Source organism: Nonomuraea glycinis, from assembly GCF_035920485.1.
Lineage (GTDB): Bacteria > Actinomycetota > Actinomycetes > Streptosporangiales > Streptosporangiaceae > Nonomuraea > Nonomuraea glycinis.
Window position 1 is genome coordinate 9,411,516 of record NZ_CP109166.1, and the last position, 16,728, is coordinate 9,428,243.

The 16,728-nt window shown below is 70.4% G+C and carries 13 protein-coding genes; 5 read left to right on the forward strand and 8 right to left on the reverse strand.

Going from position 1 to position 16,728, the window contains the following annotated elements; translation table 11 throughout:
• Positions 1-406 precede the first annotated feature (406 nt).
• Entirely contained in the window at positions 407-2,269 is a 1,863-nt protein-coding gene (locus tag OHA68_RS44325; RefSeq protein WP_327105603.1) for a hypothetical protein, read from the forward strand.
• Positions 2,270-2,278: 9 nt separating this feature from the next.
• Here the strand turns inward: OHA68_RS44325 and OHA68_RS44330 are convergent, their stop codons facing one another.
• Both OHA68_RS44330 and OHA68_RS44335 read right to left on the reverse strand, forming a co-directional pair.
• Positions 2,279-3,520 (reverse strand): cytochrome P450, encoded by a 1,242-nt coding sequence (locus OHA68_RS44330; protein ID WP_327105604.1) that lies wholly within the window; start codon positions 3,518-3,520, stop codon positions 2,279-2,281.
• Positions 3,521-3,659: 139 nt separating this feature from the next.
• Positions 3,660-5,201 (reverse strand): GMC family oxidoreductase, encoded by a 1,542-nt coding sequence (locus OHA68_RS44335; protein WP_327105605.1) that lies wholly within the window; start codon positions 5,199-5,201, stop codon positions 3,660-3,662.
• 147 nt (positions 5,202-5,348) lie between these two features.
• On the opposite strand from OHA68_RS44335, the gene OHA68_RS44340 reads away from it, so the two are divergent.
• Positions 5,349-6,884: a long-chain-fatty-acid--CoA ligase gene (locus tag OHA68_RS44340; protein WP_327105606.1), complete on the forward strand. Its 1,536-nt coding sequence runs from the start codon at positions 5,349-5,351 to the stop codon at positions 6,882-6,884.
• 113 nt (positions 6,885-6,997) lie between these two features.
• On the forward strand, positions 6,998-7,810 hold the full coding sequence (locus OHA68_RS44345) for an alpha/beta fold hydrolase (RefSeq protein WP_327105607.1): 813 nt from the start codon (positions 6,998-7,000) through the stop codon (positions 7,808-7,810).
• On the opposite strand, the gene OHA68_RS44350 is transcribed toward OHA68_RS44345, so the two are convergent.
• The 4 genes from OHA68_RS44350 to OHA68_RS44365 all read right to left on the reverse strand — a co-directional run bounded on the left by OHA68_RS44350 (position 7,811) and on the right by OHA68_RS44365 (position 13,085).
• Positions 7,811-9,070 (reverse strand): cyclopropane-fatty-acyl-phospholipid synthase family protein, encoded by a 1,260-nt coding sequence (locus OHA68_RS44350; protein ID WP_327105608.1) that lies wholly within the window; start codon positions 9,068-9,070, stop codon positions 7,811-7,813.
• 4 nt (positions 9,071-9,074) lie between these two features.
• The gene (locus tag OHA68_RS44355; protein ID WP_189141001.1) at positions 9,075-10,433 is read right to left on the reverse strand and encodes an FAD-binding oxidoreductase; all 1,359 of its coding nucleotides are present in this window, start codon (positions 10,431-10,433) and stop codon (positions 9,075-9,077) included.
• Positions 10,434-10,554: 121 nt separating this feature from the next.
• Positions 10,555-11,538 carry an NAD(P)-dependent oxidoreductase gene (locus OHA68_RS44360; RefSeq protein ID WP_189141002.1) on the reverse strand — a complete coding sequence of 328 codons (984 nt, stop codon included), beginning with the start codon at positions 11,536-11,538 and terminating at the stop codon, positions 10,555-10,557.
• Positions 11,535-13,085 carry a serine/threonine-protein kinase gene (locus tag OHA68_RS44365; RefSeq protein ID WP_327105609.1) on the reverse strand — a complete coding sequence of 517 codons (1,551 nt, stop codon included), beginning with the start codon at positions 13,083-13,085 and terminating at the stop codon, positions 11,535-11,537. The genes OHA68_RS44360 and OHA68_RS44365 overlap by 4 nt, the downstream gene beginning before the upstream one ends.
• A gap of 154 nt (positions 13,086-13,239) precedes the next feature.
• Here OHA68_RS44365 and OHA68_RS44370 point away from each other — a divergent pair, with 154 nt between their 5' ends.
• Positions 13,240-14,361 (forward strand): CaiB/BaiF CoA transferase family protein, encoded by a 1,122-nt coding sequence (locus OHA68_RS44370; RefSeq protein ID WP_327105610.1) that lies wholly within the window; start codon positions 13,240-13,242, stop codon positions 14,359-14,361.
• On the opposite strand, the gene OHA68_RS44375 is transcribed toward OHA68_RS44370, so the two are convergent.
• Positions 14,341-15,570, reverse strand: coding sequence for an FAD-dependent monooxygenase (locus tag OHA68_RS44375; RefSeq protein WP_327105611.1), 1,230 nt, complete (start codon positions 15,568-15,570; stop codon positions 14,341-14,343). The genes OHA68_RS44370 and OHA68_RS44375 overlap by 21 nt on opposite strands.
• A gap of 90 nt (positions 15,571-15,660) precedes the next feature.
• On the opposite strand from OHA68_RS44375, the gene OHA68_RS44380 reads away from it, so the two are divergent.
• Positions 15,661-16,194: a TetR/AcrR family transcriptional regulator gene (locus OHA68_RS44380; protein WP_327105612.1), complete on the forward strand. Its 534-nt coding sequence runs from the start codon at positions 15,661-15,663 to the stop codon at positions 16,192-16,194.
• Here the strand turns inward: OHA68_RS44380 and OHA68_RS44385 are convergent.
• The gene (locus OHA68_RS44385) at positions 16,191-16,643 is read right to left on the reverse strand and encodes a GyrI-like domain-containing protein (RefSeq protein WP_189141007.1); all 453 of its coding nucleotides are present in this window, start codon (positions 16,641-16,643) and stop codon (positions 16,191-16,193) included. The genes OHA68_RS44380 and OHA68_RS44385 overlap by 4 nt on opposite strands.
• Positions 16,644-16,728: the final 85 nt, after the last annotated feature.

Here is a 16,728-nt window from a genome sequence, read left to right on the forward strand (position 1 = left end):
CCCTCGTGTGCAACGAGGGGTAGCCGCGACGGCGAGATGCTCAGAGCCGTCGCGGCCCGATAAGAAGCAGGGTCGCGGAACGCATAGGTCAAGCCTAGCGCACGTCTTCTACAGAATGCAGACGCTCGATCGAGGTACGGGGGCACAATGGACCCTTCAGGTCTGGTGAGATCTGATGGTGATCTATCCGTTGTGACCTCTTATGTCCCTTTAGAATACTGTCGTCACCGTGGTGTATCCAGCTGAGCCCAAACGCTCGGAGGCCGACCTGCCCATGCAGGATCCGCCGACCGATCCACACGGCTTCGCCCGTTTCCCTGCGGGACCGGCAGGATCTCCTAGAAGATCCCATGAGATCATGCATGACACTTCAAATCCGGACATAGCCTCGGGAGGGCCGGCAGCAATGGCAACGGAGAATTCCGGAGCACCCCACCTGCCACCGTCCTGGCCCGACGCGCCGCGACAGGATGCCCCTTCGTGGCCGGATCCCCCGCGCAGCGACGTCCCGACGTCCTGGCCCTCCTCCTCCGACGCGGGCCGGCCGCAGCCGAACCCGTCCTGGCCCTCGTCCGACGGGGGCCGGCCGCAGCCGGGCCCGTCGTGGCCGGAGCCGGCCCCCGGCGAGGCGCGGCCGCACTGGCCCGAGCCCGCCCGCGACGAGGTGCCCACCGGCTGGCCGCAGAGCGCGCCGCCGGCCCAGCCCGCCTGGCCGGAGAGCGCCCCGCCCGCGCAGGGCGGCCAAGGCGGCTGGCCCGAGACCGGCCCCGGCGCGCCAGCGCCCGCCCACAACGGCGGGGCGCACACGTCGTCGCCCTGGCCGGAGCCGTCCGTGCAGCCCCCCGTCCCGGCCTGGGCCGAGCCTCCCGCCAGGCCGCCCGCCGCCTGGGCCAACCTCTCCTCCCCGGCGCCCTGGCCGCAGCAGGACGCCGCGCACGCGAACGCCGCCTACGACCGCGCCCCCGCGCCTCCGCCCGGCCAGACCGTGCCCGGCGCCATGCCCCCGCACGACCGGGCCGGGCCGTACGACCAGGGCCTGCCGCCGCAGGGCGGGCGGGCCGACACCTACAACGCGACGCACGACCAGACCCCGCTGGACGACCGAGGGACAGCGGTGTACGGACAGGGAGCTTCTCCGTTGGACCCCGCGCCGCGCCACCAGGCCGCCCACCCGCTCGACGACCGCGCGACGCCGCACGGCGGTGGTCACAGTGGCGGTCACGGCCCTGGCCACGGTGGCGGTCAGGGTGGTCAGGGCGGCCGTCCCGCCGATGACCGGACCATGACGTACGCCCAGCAGAACGGGCAGCCGGGCGGCCGGGTGGACGAGCGGCCGGGCCCGGACGGCGGCCAGCCCGGGGACCAGCAGCCGGGACCGGGCAGGCCGGGTCACAACCTGAGCCGCGACCCCTCCGACCCGGACCGGCCGTTCGTGACGGCAGGGCAGATCAGCGGCTCGCGCACCCCGCCGCCCGAGCGCCAGCAGGAGCTCTGGAACACCGTCTTCGGCGACAACTACCAGGCGATGGGCGAGGGGGAGTCGCTGGACGACGACCCGGGCAAGCCCATCTGGATCTACGCGCTGGCCGGTTCGGTGGCCATCGCGCTCGTCGGCGCGCTGCTGTGGGCGTTCCTCGCGGGCCCGCTGGCGGGCGAGGATCCCCCGAAGACGAACGTGGCGGAGGTCAAGGCCACGCCCTCCGCCACTGCGACGAAGAAGCCGGTGAACGCGATCGGCCCGCTGCCGAGGTACCGGGGCACGGCCGCCCCGGTGATCGGCACGGTGCCGAACGCCCAGGCCGGGATCACCGTCCCGCGCCTCGGCGGCACCTGGCGGCTCGACCAGCGGACCACGGTCAAGGGCACCTACGGCTTCGACACCCGCCAGTACGCGCTGATCGACGCGGACACCGCCGGCCAGATCCTCACCGGCCCGCTGCCCACCCGGCTGACGTCCTTCTACAGCACGCCGGACGACCTGGAGCCGGTGATCAAGGCGGTCGTGGTGGACGCGCGCAAGCGCTTCTTCCCGGAGGGCAACAAGGTCCGCAAGATCGCTCAGCAGTCGATCAAGGTGGGCGACGCCACGGGCAGGCTGATGGCCTACTCGCTGACCTCCCCCACCGAGAAGGCCACCATCGTCACGGCCGCGATCAACACCGGCGGCCAGGTGCCGGCGATCGTCTACATGTCGATCCCGTCGGAGGGCAAGACCCTGCTGCCCGACGTCAACACCGTGGTGAAGCGGCTCGCGCTCAGCCAGGGCTGACCCGCCGGGTCAGAACGTGCACTCCATGTGCTTGATGCCGTTGATGAAGCTGGAGTGCAGCCGGTCGGGCTTGCCGCCCTCGATCTGCGGCACGCGGCTCAGCAGCTCGCGGAACATCACGGTGATCTCGCGGCGGGCCAGGTGGGCGCCCAGGCAGAAGTGCGGTCCCGGGCCGCCGAACCCGACGTGCGGGTTCGGCTGGCGGGTGATGTCGAACCGGCCCGGGTCGGCGAACACCTCGGCGTCCCGGTTGGCGGCCCAGTAGTACAGCAGGACCTTCTCGCCCTCGCGGTAGAGGTGGCCGTTCATCTCGTGGTCGCGGGTGACCTTGCGACGCATGAAGTTGACCGGGGAGGCGAGCCGGACGATCTCCTCCACCGCCGTGGGGGTGTGCCGGTCGAAGTCGCTCAGCCACAGCGCGCGCTGGTCGGGGTTGCGGGTGAGCAGGCGCAGTCCGTACGAGATGGCGTTGCGGGTGGTCTCGTTGCCCGCGACGACGAGCAGGATGAAGAACGAGCCCAGCTCCTTCATGGTCAGCCGCTCGCCGTCGATGTTGGCGTTGACCAGCGAGGACGTCAGGTCGTCGGTGGGCTCGTCGGCGCGCCGGGCGGCGAGGTCCTGGACGAGCTGCTGGAGCTCCATGCCGGCGGTGAGCAGCCGCTCGGCGATCTTGTCGATGTCGGGGCCGGTGAACTCGGGGTCGAAGCCGCCGAGGATCACGTTGGAGCGGTCGAACACGAAGCCGTAGTCGCGCTCCGGGATGCCCATCATGTCGCAGATGATCTTCAGGGGCAGGCGGGCGGCCACCTCGGTGACGAAGTCGCAGCCGGGGCCCTTGGCCAGCAGGTCGTCGACGATCTTCGTGGCGGCGCTCTCCACGTCGGCCTCGAACTGCTTGATCATCTTGGGCGTGAAGGCGCGCGAGACGATCCGGCGCAGGCGCGCGTGCCGCGGGTCGTCCATGTTGATCATCGAGCCGAAGTACTCGGCGAACTCCGCGGGCATGTCCGGGATGTTCGTCGCGCCGCCCTGGCCGGAGCTGAAGACGTCGGGAGCGCGGCTGGCTTCGAGGATGTCGGCGTGCTTGACCAGGGCGTAGTAGCCGGGGCCCTTGGGCGCGAAGGAGATCTCCGGCTCCGCGAAGAAGGCCGGCGTCCGGAGGCCGCGCAGCAGCTCGAACGCCTGCTCACGCTCGGCCATGGGCCTGGTCCAGAAGAGGCTGTCCGACAGGTCGAAGTCAACGACGCTCATGAGGCCATCCTTGGAGTCGCGGGCACGTACGTCAATGCTTTTGCACGTACACCGTACGTACTCGGTGGAAAACCTGCACGGGCGGTCCCGCGCCGGGTGAGCCGGGCAGTGCCCGGCGCGGGCGTTTCGGTGATCCGGCTCAGCGCTGGGCGATCAGGTCGGCCGCCTTTTCGCCGATCATGATGGCCGGGGCGTGGGTGTGGCCGCGGTTCAGGGTCGGCATGATCGACGCGTCCGCCACCCTGAGCCCGTCGACGCCGCGCACCTTCAGGGCGGGGTCCACGACGGACTCCTCGTCCGCGCCCATCCGGCAGGTGCCGACCGGGTGGTAGAGGGTCTCGCCGCGCTCGCGGACCCACTGCGCGAGCTCGTCGTCGCTCTCGGGCGCGGTGTAAGGCGCCATCGGCCCGTCCGCGTACGGCTGCATCGCGGTGGTGGTGAAGACCTGCTGGGCCATCTTCAGCCCGGCGACCAGCCGCCTGACGTCCGCCTCCTCGGCCAGGTAGCCGGGGTCGATCAGCACCTCACGGCCGTTCAGCCCGACCCTGCCGCGGCTCTCCGGCTGCAGCAGGATGACGCCGACGGTCAGGCCGTGCCCGGTGGGCGGGGTGAGGCCGTGGTCGATGAAGGGACCGGGGGCGAAGATCAGCTCGATGTCCGGCGCCGGCTCCTCGGGCGAGGTCCGCAGGAAGGCGACGGCCTCGCCCACGTTCGTGGTCAGCATGCCGGAGCGCAGCACGAGGTAGCGCAGCAGGTTGCCGAGCGACTCGGCCCCGGTCAGCGTCACCGGCTGCTTGCAGGAGATGAACACCCCGGACGAGAGATGGTCCTGCAGGTTCTTGCCGACCTGCGGCGAGTCGCGCACGAGGGCGACGCCCGCGTCGCGCAGCTCCTCCGCCGCGCCCACTCCCGAGCGCAGCAGCAGGTGCGGCGAGCCGATCGTGCCCGCCGACAGGATCACCTCCCGCCTGGCCCGCAGCAGGGAGCCGCCGCTGTGCTCGACGCCGATGGCGCGGGTGCCGTCGAAGACCACGCGGTCCACGTCCGTGCCGGTGAGCACCGTCAGGTTGGGGCGTTTGCGCGCCGGGCGCAGGTAGCCGTCGGCGGCGCTCCAGCGGCGCCCGCGCTCCTGGGTGACGGGAGTGGGGCCGTACCCCTCGTTGGAGCGGCCGTTGAGCTCGGCCAGCCGCTCTAATCCGAGCTCCTCGCACGCCTTCAGGAAGGCGGCGGTGGCGACGTTGGGGCTGCGCAGCTCGGAGATGAACAGCGGGCCCGCCGAGCCGTACACCCCGCCGTGATTGCTGCCGACGCGCCGCTCGGCCTTGGTGAAGTAGGGCAGGACCTCGTCGTAGGACCAGCCGGGGACCTCCCACTGGTCGTAGTCCCGCTGGCAGCCGCGCAGCCACATCTGGGCGTTGATCGAGGAGGAGCCGCCGAGGACCCGGCCTCGGGGCCAGTAGAGCTCGCGGTCGGCCATCTCGCTCTGCTTGGCGGTGGTGAAGTCCCAGTCGTAGTCGGTCTTGAAGAGCTTGGCGAAGCCCGCGGGCATGCGGATCTCCAGCTTGTCGTCCTTCGCCCCGGCCTCGACCAGGGCCACCGACACCTCGGGATCCGCCGAGAGCCTGTTGGCCAGCACGCATCCGGCCGACCCGGCCCCCACGATCACGTAGTCGTACTCCATGGCCCCTCCCAGGGTGAGCAACCTGGTACTTACTTACTCCACGTGGTGGACCACGTCCATACGTAGTTGTGACCTCCGTCACCTACCGGCCGGTATGTCTTGCTGCGAGGATGTCGCGCGAAGGCCAAACATGGGAGGAAGGCACACATGCTGAACCTGTCGAGCGTCCTGGAAGACAGTGCGAGGAACAACCCGGACGGCACCGCCATCGTCTTCGGTGACATGCGGCTGCCGTACTCCATGATCGAGACTGTCGCCTGCCAGGTCGCGAACCTGCTGGTGTCGCGCGGCATCGGCAAGGGCGACAAGGTCGCGCTCGCCTGTCCCAACCTGCCCTACTTCCCGTTCGTCTACTTCGGCATCCTCAAGGCCGGGGCGACCGTGGTGCCGCTGAACGTGCTGCTGCACGCCAGGGAGATCGCCTATCACCTGGACGACAGCGACGCCAAGGCGCTGTTCTGCTTCGAGGGGACCGCCGAGCTGCCGCTGGGCGAGCGGGGCAAGGCCGGCTTCGAGAGCGCCGAGGGGTGCGAGCAGTTCTTCGTGCTGCCCGCCACGCCGCTGGCGACCGAGTCGGAGTACGGCGAGTCGTTCTGGGCCGCGCTGGGCGGGATGTCCGGCGAGTTCTCGACCGTGCAGACCTCGGCCGACGACACCGCCGTGATCCTCTACACCTCCGGCACCACCGGCCGCCCCAAGGGCGCCGAGCTCAGCCACCAGAACATGCTGATGAACGTCATGGTCAGCGACAAGATGTTCCCGCGCACGGAGGGCGGCGACGCCTACCTCGCGGTCCTGCCGCTGTTCCACAGCTTCGGCCAGACGGTCTGCATGAACACCGGGTTCATGCGCGGCGCGACCGTCGTGCTGATGCCGCGCTTCGACCCGGGCGAGGCGCTGGCCGCCATGAGCCGCGAGAAGGTCACGTTCTTCGCCGGCGTCCCGACCATGTATTGGGCGATGCTCACCAAGATCCACACCGAGAACGTGGAGGTGCCGACCTCGCTCAAGGTGGCCTCGGCCGGCGGCTCCGCCTCGCCCGTCGAGGTGCTCAAGGACTTCGAGCAGACCTTCGGCCTGAGCATCCTGGAGGGCTACGGCCTGTCGGAGACCGCCCCCATCGCCAGCTTCAACCAGCTCGGCCGGCCCACCAAGCCCGGCACGATCGGCACGCCCATCTGGGGCGTGGAGATGAAACTGATCGACGCCGACTGGAAGACGGTCGAGGGCGAGGGCCCCGGCGAGATCGCCATCCGCGGCCACAACGTCATGAAGGGCTACTACGGCCGGCCCGAGGCGACCGCCGAGGTGATGCGCGACGGCTGGTTCCGCACCGGCGACATCGCCACCCGGGACGCCGACGGCTACTACTCGATCATCGACCGGGCCAAGGACATGATCATCCGCAATGGCTTCAACGTCTATCCGCGGGAGGTGGAGGAGCTCCTGGTCACGCACGAGGGCGTCTCGCTCGCCGCCGTCGTGGGCGTCCCGCACGACGCCCACGGCGAGGAGATCAAGGCGTACGTCATCCGCACCCCCGGGTCGTCGGTGACCGACGAGGAGCTCATCGCCTGGACCCGGGACAACATGGCGGCCTACAAGTACCCGCGCATCATCGAGTTCCGTGACGAGCTGCCCATGACCGCCACCGGCAAGATCCTCAAGCGCGAACTCCGCTGATCGCCCGGCAGCCCTCTCCCCGTGCGGGAGAGGGCTTTCCCCCTGCGGGCGAAACGGGCGCGGGCCCCGCAGCGATCAGAACGTGGACGGGTCACTCGACCGCGGAGGCGATCATGGACACTGGCACGCTGGCCGTACCCGGCGCCGAGCTCTACTACGAGGTGCGGGGGTCGGGACCGGTCCTGCTGCTGATCAACGGCGGTGAGGGCGACGCGGCGATGTACGCGCCGCTGGCCCACCAGCTCGCCGACGGCTACACCGTCATCACCTACGACCCCCGGGGCAACTCCCGCAGCCGCCTGACCGGCCCGTTCGGCGAGCAGCGCGTCGAGGAGCACGCCCGCGACGCCCACCTGCTGCTGCGGGCGCTGAGCCGCGAGCCCGCCTACCTCTTCGGCACCAGCTACGGCGGCATGGTCGGCATGGAGGTCCTGGCCGCCCACCCCGAGCAGGTCAGGGGGCTGGTGTCACACGAGCCGCTGCTCGTCGAGCTGCTGCCCGACGCGGCACGCCGGCACGCGGCCTTCCAGGAGGTGTACGACATCTTCCGGCGCGACGGCGCCCGGCCGGCCCTGCGGCGGCTGAACGCCGAACTGGGCGACGTGGGCCTGCCGCCCGAGCTCACCGCCGACCTGCCCGCCCCGGTCGCCGAGATGCTGGCCCGGGTGGCCGGCAACCTCGCCTTCTGCCTGGAGTACGAGCTGCGCTCGTTCGTGCGGTACGTGCCGGACCTGGACGCGCTGCGCGACGGGCCGTTCACCGTGGCGAACGGCGTCGAGACGCGCACGACCGTCGGCTACGCCACGTCGGTGCTCCTCGCCGAGCGGCTCGGCGAGGAGATCGCCGACTTCCCCGGCGGGCACGTGGGTTTCCTCACGCACCCGGCCGAGTTCGCCAAGACGTTGCACGAGGTGCTGGATCGCTGATCAGGGCCAGTCGAGCGACGGACGCAGCGGCAGGCCCGCGCGGCCCTCCTGGTCCAGCTTGACGCCGAGGACCTGGTGCAGCTGGACCTTGTTGCGTTCGAAGCCGACGATGCAGCCCGCCATGTACAGGGCCCAGACGCGGGCGGTGCCCATGCCGACCTCCTCGACGGCCTCGTCCCAGTGGGCCTCGAGGTTGTCGCACCAGAACTTCAGCGTCCTGGCGTAGTGCTCCCGGAGGTTCTCCTGGTGGCGGATCTCGAAGCCGCGGTCCTCCATCTCCCTGACCAGCACGCCGACCGACTCCAGCTCACCGTCGGGGAAGACGTAGCGGTTGATGAAGCCGCCCTTGTTGAACGTCTTCTCCTTGCCGGTGGGCCGGGTGATGCAGTGGTTGAGGATGCGGCCGCCCGGCTTGAGCTTGCCGTACAGGAAGCTGAAGTAGGAGGTCAGGTTGGCCCTGCCGATGTGCTCGGTCAGGCCGATGGAACTCACCGCGTCGAAGTCCGACTCGGTGACGTCCCGGTAGTCCATGAACCGGACTTCGGCCAGCTCCTGCAGCCCCGCCTCGGCGATGGCCTTCTGCGCCCACTCGGCCTGCTGCCTGCTGAGGGTCACCCCGAGGGCCTTGACGCCGTAGTGCTTGGCCGCGTGGATGACCATGCCGCCCCAGCCGCAGCCGACGTCGAGCAGCCGCATGCCCGGCTTGAGGCCGAGCTTGCGCGCCACCAGGTCGAACTTGGCGAACTGCGCCTCCTCCAGCGAGGAGGACTCCTCGGGGAAGACCGCGCAGGTGTAGGCCATGGACGGGCCGAGCACCCAGTTGTAGAAGCGGTTGGACACGTCGTAGTGGTGGTGGATCGCCTCGGCGTCACGCTGCTTGGCGTGCCGCGAGCCGAGCTTGGCCAGCGTGCTCTGCCGGATCTCCTGGGGCGGCGACGGCACCCGCATCAGCAGCGGCTTCATCCCCAGCGAGCGAACCGCGGCGAGTTTCTCCGCCGCGGTCAGGTCGATGGTGGTGATCTTCCACATGCGATCGAGCAACGTGTACAGATCACCGCGCACGTCCAGGTGCCCGGACACGAAGGCCCTGGAGAGCCCCAGCTCCCCGGGCGCCTGTGCCAGGTAGGCCACCGCGATCGGGGACTTCACCTCCAGAGCGACGTCAGAGCCGTCCGGTCCTGCTTTGCTGCCGTCGTAGGCAGTGAACGCGATGTTGGCGTCAGAGCCGACGATTTTCTCGAAGAGAGACGCGAGAGCCATCTCATCACCTTCCCCGTACACACTTGTCGTACAGATCCAGCAGGCGACCGTCCGGGTCGTATTCCCGCTTGACCGGCCAGTAGCCGTCGCCGTTGTAGAGCTGCCAGAACTGGTCGCGGCCGTAGTAGGACGTCGAATAGAGAGACTTGTGCCCGTCAAGCTCGTGCACAGAGGTCTCGATGAGCCGGTTGTAGTAGCCGTCGAACTGTCCCCGAGGCAACGGGACCAGGCCCCAGAAGCCGAAGTTGACGTACAACTTGCCTGGTTCGAGCGGATAGAGCGGCCAGTCGCCGGTGGCCCGCAGGGGGCACATCCACACCGGCGTCATGCCGACCTTGTCGTGGAAGAACTCCAGGAATCGGGCGCCCTGTTCGACAGGGACCTCCACGTCCTGGATGACCGACTCCTGCACCGGCTGATGACGCCACCTGTCGATCCGCGCGATGACGCCGTAGCGGCGGTCGAGGGCGACGAGCTTGCGGTAGACGTCGGAGCGCATCCAGCGGCGCGGCATGAGAGAGCGGACCACCGGCTGCTGCACGCCGAAGGCGCGCGAGCACCAGAACCAGTCGGTGTCCCAGCGCCACAGGTAGTCGCGGATGGTCAGCCAGTCGCGGTTGCGCTGCTTGATCGACTGGTAGTAGATGCGCATGCCGGTGTAGTCGGAGGTGTACGGCGCGCGGTCGGCGAAGCGGCCGACCGTGACGTACATCTCCTGCGGGTCGAAGTAGACCCCGTCCACGAAGTCGACGGGCTCGCCGTCGTACGTCCGGCTCTCGCAGATCTCCTGCATGGCCAGCATGCACTTGTCGGCGTCGGTGAAGCGGATGTGGGTGAGCCGGACGTAGGGCTCGACCTTGCGCAGCTTGATCCTGATGCGCAGGGCGTAGCCGAGCGTGCCGTAGCTGTTGGGGAAGGCGCGGAAGAGCTCCTGATGCTCGTTGTCCGCCCGCGCCACGATGATCCGGCCGTCCCCGGTGAGGATCTCCAGCTCCTCGACCGACTCGTGCGGCAGGCCGTCCCTGAAACTGGTGGACTCGATGCCCAGACCCGTCACCGCTCCCCCGAGGGTGATGGTCTTGAGCTGCGGGACCACGTAGGGCATGAGCCCGTGCGGCAGTGTGGCGTCCACCAGGTGCTCGTAGGTGGTCATGCCCTGGACCTCGGCCGTCAGCGTGTCGGGGTCGACGCTGATGACCTCGTCCAGGTCCCTGGCCGACAGCTTGGCGGTCTTGCCCGAATCGCGGAACCTGAAGAGGTTGGACGTGGCCTTGGCCAGGCGCGGCGCCGCGTCACCGGGAATGTCCGCGTAGGACTGCCGGATGTGCTCTACTGCCCGTTGGTGTGTCGACATCGTCGTCATCACACAAGCACCCCCTTGAGCCGGTAGAGATCGTCGTGAAGACGGTATCTCCCTGACTCGGCCCAGAACAGACCGGGGTCGTTAAAGACACGAAAACTCTCGATCGTGCCCCCTGGCACCACTACAAAACAGACGAATCCGCGAATTTCCTTCGGATTATCGGCGAGACGCCGTTCACCACGTGCGCCACCTCGCGCCCGTCCAGCGCGGCGACGAGGTTGTCCACGGTGACCGCGATCAGGCGGCCGGTGGACTCGGGCGTCACCCCGGCCGCGTGCGGCGACAGCAGCACGCCGGGCAGCGCGCGCAGCGGATCGTCCTTGGGCAGCGGCTCGGTCTCGAAGACGTCGAGCGCGGCGCCCGCCAGGTGGCCAGCCCGCAGCGCGGCCACCAGCGCACCCTGGTCGACGACCTCGCCCCTGGCCGCGTTGACCAGGATCGCGCCCTGCTTGAGCCGGGCCGGGTCGATCAGGCCGCGGGTCTCCGGCGTCAGGGCGATCACCGCGACCACCACGTCGCTGGTGGCCAGCAGCGTCTCCAGGTCGGTGTGGCCGGGGTCCTCCCGGGGCGTGCGCGTCCAGTAGGACACCTCGCAGCCCAGCGCCCGGAACAGGGCGGCGCACGCCACCCCGATCGGGCCGTAGCCGACGATCCCGACGCGCCGTCCGTGCAGCTCACGCGGCCGCAGCCCCTGCTGCGGCCAGTCGCCCGCGCGGACGGCGGCGTCCGCCTCGCCCAGTTTGCGGGACAGCGACAGCGCGGCGGCCAGGCACCATTCGGAGACCGCGATGGCGCTGACGCCCGCGGTGTTGGCCACCGGGACGCCCGCCGCGGTCAGGGCGGGCAGGTCGTGGCCGTCCACGCCGACCGAGGGCTGCTGCACGAACGCCAGCCAGGGCGCCGCCGCGACCGCCTCGCCGTCCAGGGCCAGCGTTCCCGTCCAGTCGCCGAGCACGATCTCCGCCTCGGGCAGCGCGGCCAGCATCGACGCCCGGTCGCGGGCGGCCGGCACCCGGACCTCGACCCGATCGCCGAGCGGTTCGAGGAGCGTGCGGATCAGAGCCTCGTCGAGAGGCGGGAGCGCCAGCAGGTGCCACGGTTTCATGCGCCTACCGTAAAACTCCCGATCACCCGGCGCATCAGGTTGGCGTTACGCCGCCACTGAGGCTCGGTGACCGTCCAGGACAGGATGTAGGCCGTGTCGCCGATCGCCACGGCGCGCCGCACCTCGCGGTAGCGGATGCCCTGCGCGGCCCAGGGCGTGCCGCCGCCCGCCCCGGGGGTCCAGGTGAATTCCCACTCCACGGCCCTGGCCCCCTGGTGCCTGACCGTCCGGCGGCCGATGCTGCGCACGTCCCCGGCGTCGCGCCTGAGCGACTCCTCGGCGTCGCGCAGGAGCTGGTGCGGGTCGAGGTTGGCGTAGACGGCCTCGACGCCCAGGTGGCCGTTCCCGTCGCGCCGGGTCCACTCGGTGTACGCCTCGGCACGCGCGCCCCGCCAGCCGGTGGGCCGGGCGATCGACCAGCCGTCGTTCGAGGTGTAGGCCCGTACCGGCGCCCGCACCACGGTCGGCGTGCTCGTCGGGGTGGGGGTGGGCGTGGGGGTGGCGCTCTCCGTGGGCGTGGGCGTCTGGCTGGGCACCGGGGTGGTGGCGGCCACATGCTGCGTCAGCCGCGGTGTGCCCTCGGCGGGAGCGGCCATCCTGAAGTAGGTGACCGTGCCGGCCGCCACGACCAGCACCGCCGCCGTGGCCGCGGCGATCAGGCCGCGGCTGGCCCGGCGCTGCCCGGTCTGGCTCACCTCCGGGACGAGCTGGTCGGCGTGCGCGGGCCGGGCCGCGGTGATCGCGGCCAGCAGCTCGTCGGCCTGCTGCGCGGTCAGCCGCTCCTCGGGCTCCTTGCTCAGCAGCCCCTTGAGCACCGGGTGCATGATCGGCGGGATCCGGCGGTAGTCCGGCTCCTCGTTGAGCAGCGCGTTGAGAGTCGCCATGGGGTCGCCCCGCTCGAACGGCGAGCGGCCGAGCAGCGTGGCGTAGAGGGTGGCGCCCAGCGACCACAGGTCGGAGGCCGGGCCCGCCTCGGCGGCGCGCACCCGTTCGGGGGCCAGGAAGCTCGGCGAGCCCGTCACCATGCCCGTGCTGGTGAGCGAGGAGTCGCCTTCGGCGGTGGCGATGCCGAAGTCGGTGAGCACGGCCCGGCCCTCGGCGGTCAGCAGGATGTTGCTCGGCTTCACGTCACGATGCAGGATGCCGAGCTCATGGGCCGCGACCAGCGCCGACAGCACCTGCCGGCCCACGTCGGCCGCCTGCCGTACCGGAAGGGCGCCCGAGGTGGCGACGACCTCCTCGACGGAGGGGGCGTGCACCAACTCCATGATGATCCAGGGACGGCCGTCCTCCTCGACCACGTCGTAGATCGCCACGACGGCGGGATGGTTGAGCTTGGCCGCCGTCCGCGCCTCGCGCGCGGTCCGCACGAGCTGCCGCTCCTGCTCCGTCCGTGACTGCCCCTCGGGCAGCACCACCTCTTTGATCGCACACTGCCGATTCAGCAACGTGTCCTGGCCTTCCCAGACCACGCCCATCGCCCCACGGCCAAGTTCGCGTAGTAATTCGTAGCGCTTGGCGATCAACCGGCTGCTATCCGAAACCATGTCCTACCCCTATAGACCACCCACAATAGTGGGCAAGTTTCCCATACCCGTGGCTTGTCTGACGGCAGGTCCGGAAGGCGGCTTGCCACGGCTTACCGAATGTTGTTCTACTGATGCCGTCGCGTTCGCCCCGAGGTCACATGAGGAGTCGTTCATGTCCGAAGCCCGACAGGGCCCGCTGGCCGGAATACGCGTGCTGGAGCTCGCCGGGCTCGCACCCGGGCCGTTCGCCGGGATGATGCTCGCCGACCACGGGGCCGAGGTGCTGCGGGTGGACCGGGTGGCCGCGGTCTCCGACCGGCCGCGGACCGACGTCATGGACCGCGGCAAGCACACGATCGGGCTGGACCTGAAGTCGCCGGAGGGCGTGGCCGCCTTCAAGGACCTGACCCGGGGCGCCGACGTGGTCATCGAGGTCTTCAGGCCGGGCGTGGCCGAACGGCTCGGCATCGGGCCCGCCGACCTGCACGCGGTGAACGAGCGGCTCATCTACGGCCGGATGACCGGATGGGGACAGGACGGCCCGCTGGCCCCGACGGCGGGGCACGACATCGACTACATCGCGATCTCCGGGGTGCTGTCCATGCTCGGCCGCGAGGGCGACAAGCCCACCCCGCCGATCAACATCCTCGGCGACTTCGCCGGCGGCGGCCTCATGCTCGCCTACGGCGTGCTGCTGGCCCTGCTGGAGCGCGGGCGCACCGGCCAGGGGCGGGTGATCGACGCGGCCATGGTCGACGGGGCCGCCATCCTGTTCGCGATGTTCTACCAGGGCGTGCGCGGCGGGGGCTGGGGTCCGCGCGGCACCAACCTGCTCGACACCGGCGCCCCCATGTACGACACCTACGAGACCGCCGACGGCCTCCACCTGGCGGTGGGCTCGCTGGAGCCGCAGTTCTGGGCGGCCATGGTGAGCCTCATGGGACTGACGGACCTGCCGGACCGGGGCGACCGGGAGCAGTGGCCGGCGCTGAAGGAGCGGCTGGCACGGGAGTTCAAGACGAGGACCCGGGCCGAGTGGGAGGCGGTGTTCGAGGGCTCCGACGCGTGCGTCTCGCCGGTGCTGTCCATGTCCGAGGCCCCGGAGCACCCGCACAACGCCGCCCGGGGCGCCTTCGTGGAGGTCGGCGGCCAGAGCCAGCCGGCGCCCGCGCCGCGCCTGCTCGGCACGCCGCCCCAGGACCTGTCCCCCGCGACCAGGCTCGACGACCTCTCCTCCTGGGGGATCGGCGCGGAGCGGGCCGACAAGCTGCGCTCACAGGGGGTGCTGGCCTGAGGCGACCTCATACCGGGTGTAGTCCTTGAGCGCGAACGAGTCGTGCAGCCGCACGCTCCTGGCGCTGAGCTTGCTCGCGGCCTTGGTCAGCCCGGTGGGAAGGTGGTTGAGCAGCCGGATGCCCTGGACCATCGCCCACAGGTCGCCACGGCCGCCGGGGATGAGCCGCCTGGCCATCCCGACGGCGAACGCGCGGCTGCGCCGTACGTACTCACCCAGCTCGGCCTCGTAGGCGGGGTAGGCCCGCGCGGGCGCGCCGCCGGCCGCGGCGAGCTCGCCCGCCAGCACGTACGCCCCGACGACGGCGAGGCTGGTGCTGCCGCCCACGGCGGGGCCGGGACAGTAGCCGGCGTCGCCCACCAGGGTGACCCGCCCGCGCGACCAGGTGTCCAGGCGGAGCTGGGTGATGGAGTCGAAGTAGAAGGCGGAGGCGGAGTCGAGCTGCGCCAGCAGCCTGGGCACCTCCCAGCCGGCGCCGGCGAAGTGCTCGCGGAGCAGCTCCTTCTGCCGGGGGACGTCGCGGTGGTGGTAGTCGAGCGGCTCCGGCGTCCTGAAGAGGAAGACGGCCCGCGCGTCGGGCATCCGGGCCGCGCCGTACATCGCCGCGATCCTGCCGATGCCGTTGAAGCTCTCGATCCGGCCGTCGAGCCCGAGATGGTTGGGCACCGACAGGACGGCCAGGTAGGCGCCGATCCAGGTGGTGTGGCGGGACTCCGGGCCGAAGACCAGGCCGCGCACGTTGGAGTGCAGGCCGTCGGCGCCGATCACCAGGTCGAACGTCCGGCCGGCGGCGCGCTCGAAGGTCACCTCGCCGGCCTCGGAGATGGAGGTGATGGAGTCGTCGAAGACGTACTCGACGTCGTCGCGGGTGGCGTCGTACAGGATCTCGCTCAGGTCGTCGCGCATGATCTCGACGTGCTGATCGGACACCCCCGACATCAGCTTGCGCAGCTCCAGCTCGACGGGCCGGTCGCGGCCCTCCGGCCAGATGGTCATCCACTCGACGCCGGTCTTCGCCTCCTGGATCCGGTCCAGGACGCCCATCCTGCGCCCGATCTCCATGGCCGGGGTGAACAGGTCCACGGCGTGGCCACCGGTCTTGCGTAACGCGGGCGCGCGCTCCACCACCGTGACGCTGAAGCCGTATCGGGTGAGCCAGTAGGCCAGGACGGGACCGGCGACGCTGGCGCCGGAGATGAGAACGTTCATGGCGAACCTCCTTACTTAACGGATGGTAAGTCAGGGTCGGCCGTGGGCACAAGGACTTACTTAACGATAGGTAAGGATTAGGGTGGTCCCATGGCCAGGCCGAGTGACACCAAGGCGCGCATCCAGGCGGTGGCGCGGGAGCTGTTCGTCCGGCAGGGCGTGCAGCAGACCAGCCTGCGCCAGATCTCCGACGAGCTGGGCATCACCAAGCCCGCCCTCTACTACCACTTCGCCTCGCGCGAGGACCTCGTCAGGAGCATCATCCAGCCGCTGGTGGACGACCTGGACCGGTTCGTGGCCGAGCGCGAGCCAGGTGACGCCCGCACGTTGCTGGAGGACTACTTCGACCTCAGCTGGCAGCACCGGGACGTCCTGGTCATGCTGGTGCGCGACCTGGCGGTCCTGTCCGGCACCGACCTGGCCGGGCGCATGTTCGCCTGGCGGCGGGAGATCATCTCGCTGCTGCTGGGCCCCGAGATCACCCAGGAGCAGCACATCAGGGCGACCGTGGCGCTCGGCGGGATGGCCGACTGCACGGTGGTGTACGCGCACCTGCCGACGGCCGAGGTGCGCCCCGTCGCCGTCGCGGCCGCGCTGGCCGCGCTCGGGATGCCGAGCGGCTAGACGGCGACGTAGAGGTCCGCGCCGTCGGGGTGGTGCACCTCGAGGTCGGTGGTGAAGGACCGGGCGGGCGCGCCCCCGGACTCGGTGTGCTTCCACACCTGCTGCCAGGCGTCGATGATCGCCTGCGGCATCGGCCCGCGCGCCTCGACCTTGAGCACCCTGGCCGCGGGCACGCGCACCGCGACCATGCCCTCGGGCAGCCGCGGCACCGTGCGCACCGCACAGCCGACGATCTGGGTGTAGGCGCCGTGGTGGTCGCTCTCGTAGTCGGTGAGCACCGCGTACAGGCGCTCGTCGACGCGGCCGGCCACGTGCGCGAACGCTCCCGGAGCCCCCGCTCGCTGCCACAACGGGGGCAGTTTCGCCCGGACCGGGTCCAGCTCGTCGGCGTTCATGGTGCGTACGGCAAAGCCGACGACGATCACTTCGTCCCGATTCGTGACGTCCAAACGCCTCTCCATCCCCCGGTAAGTACCCGGCCCGATCATAAGCCACCGAGAAAGGGGGAAATCCTCTAGTGCCCCCTGTCACCTC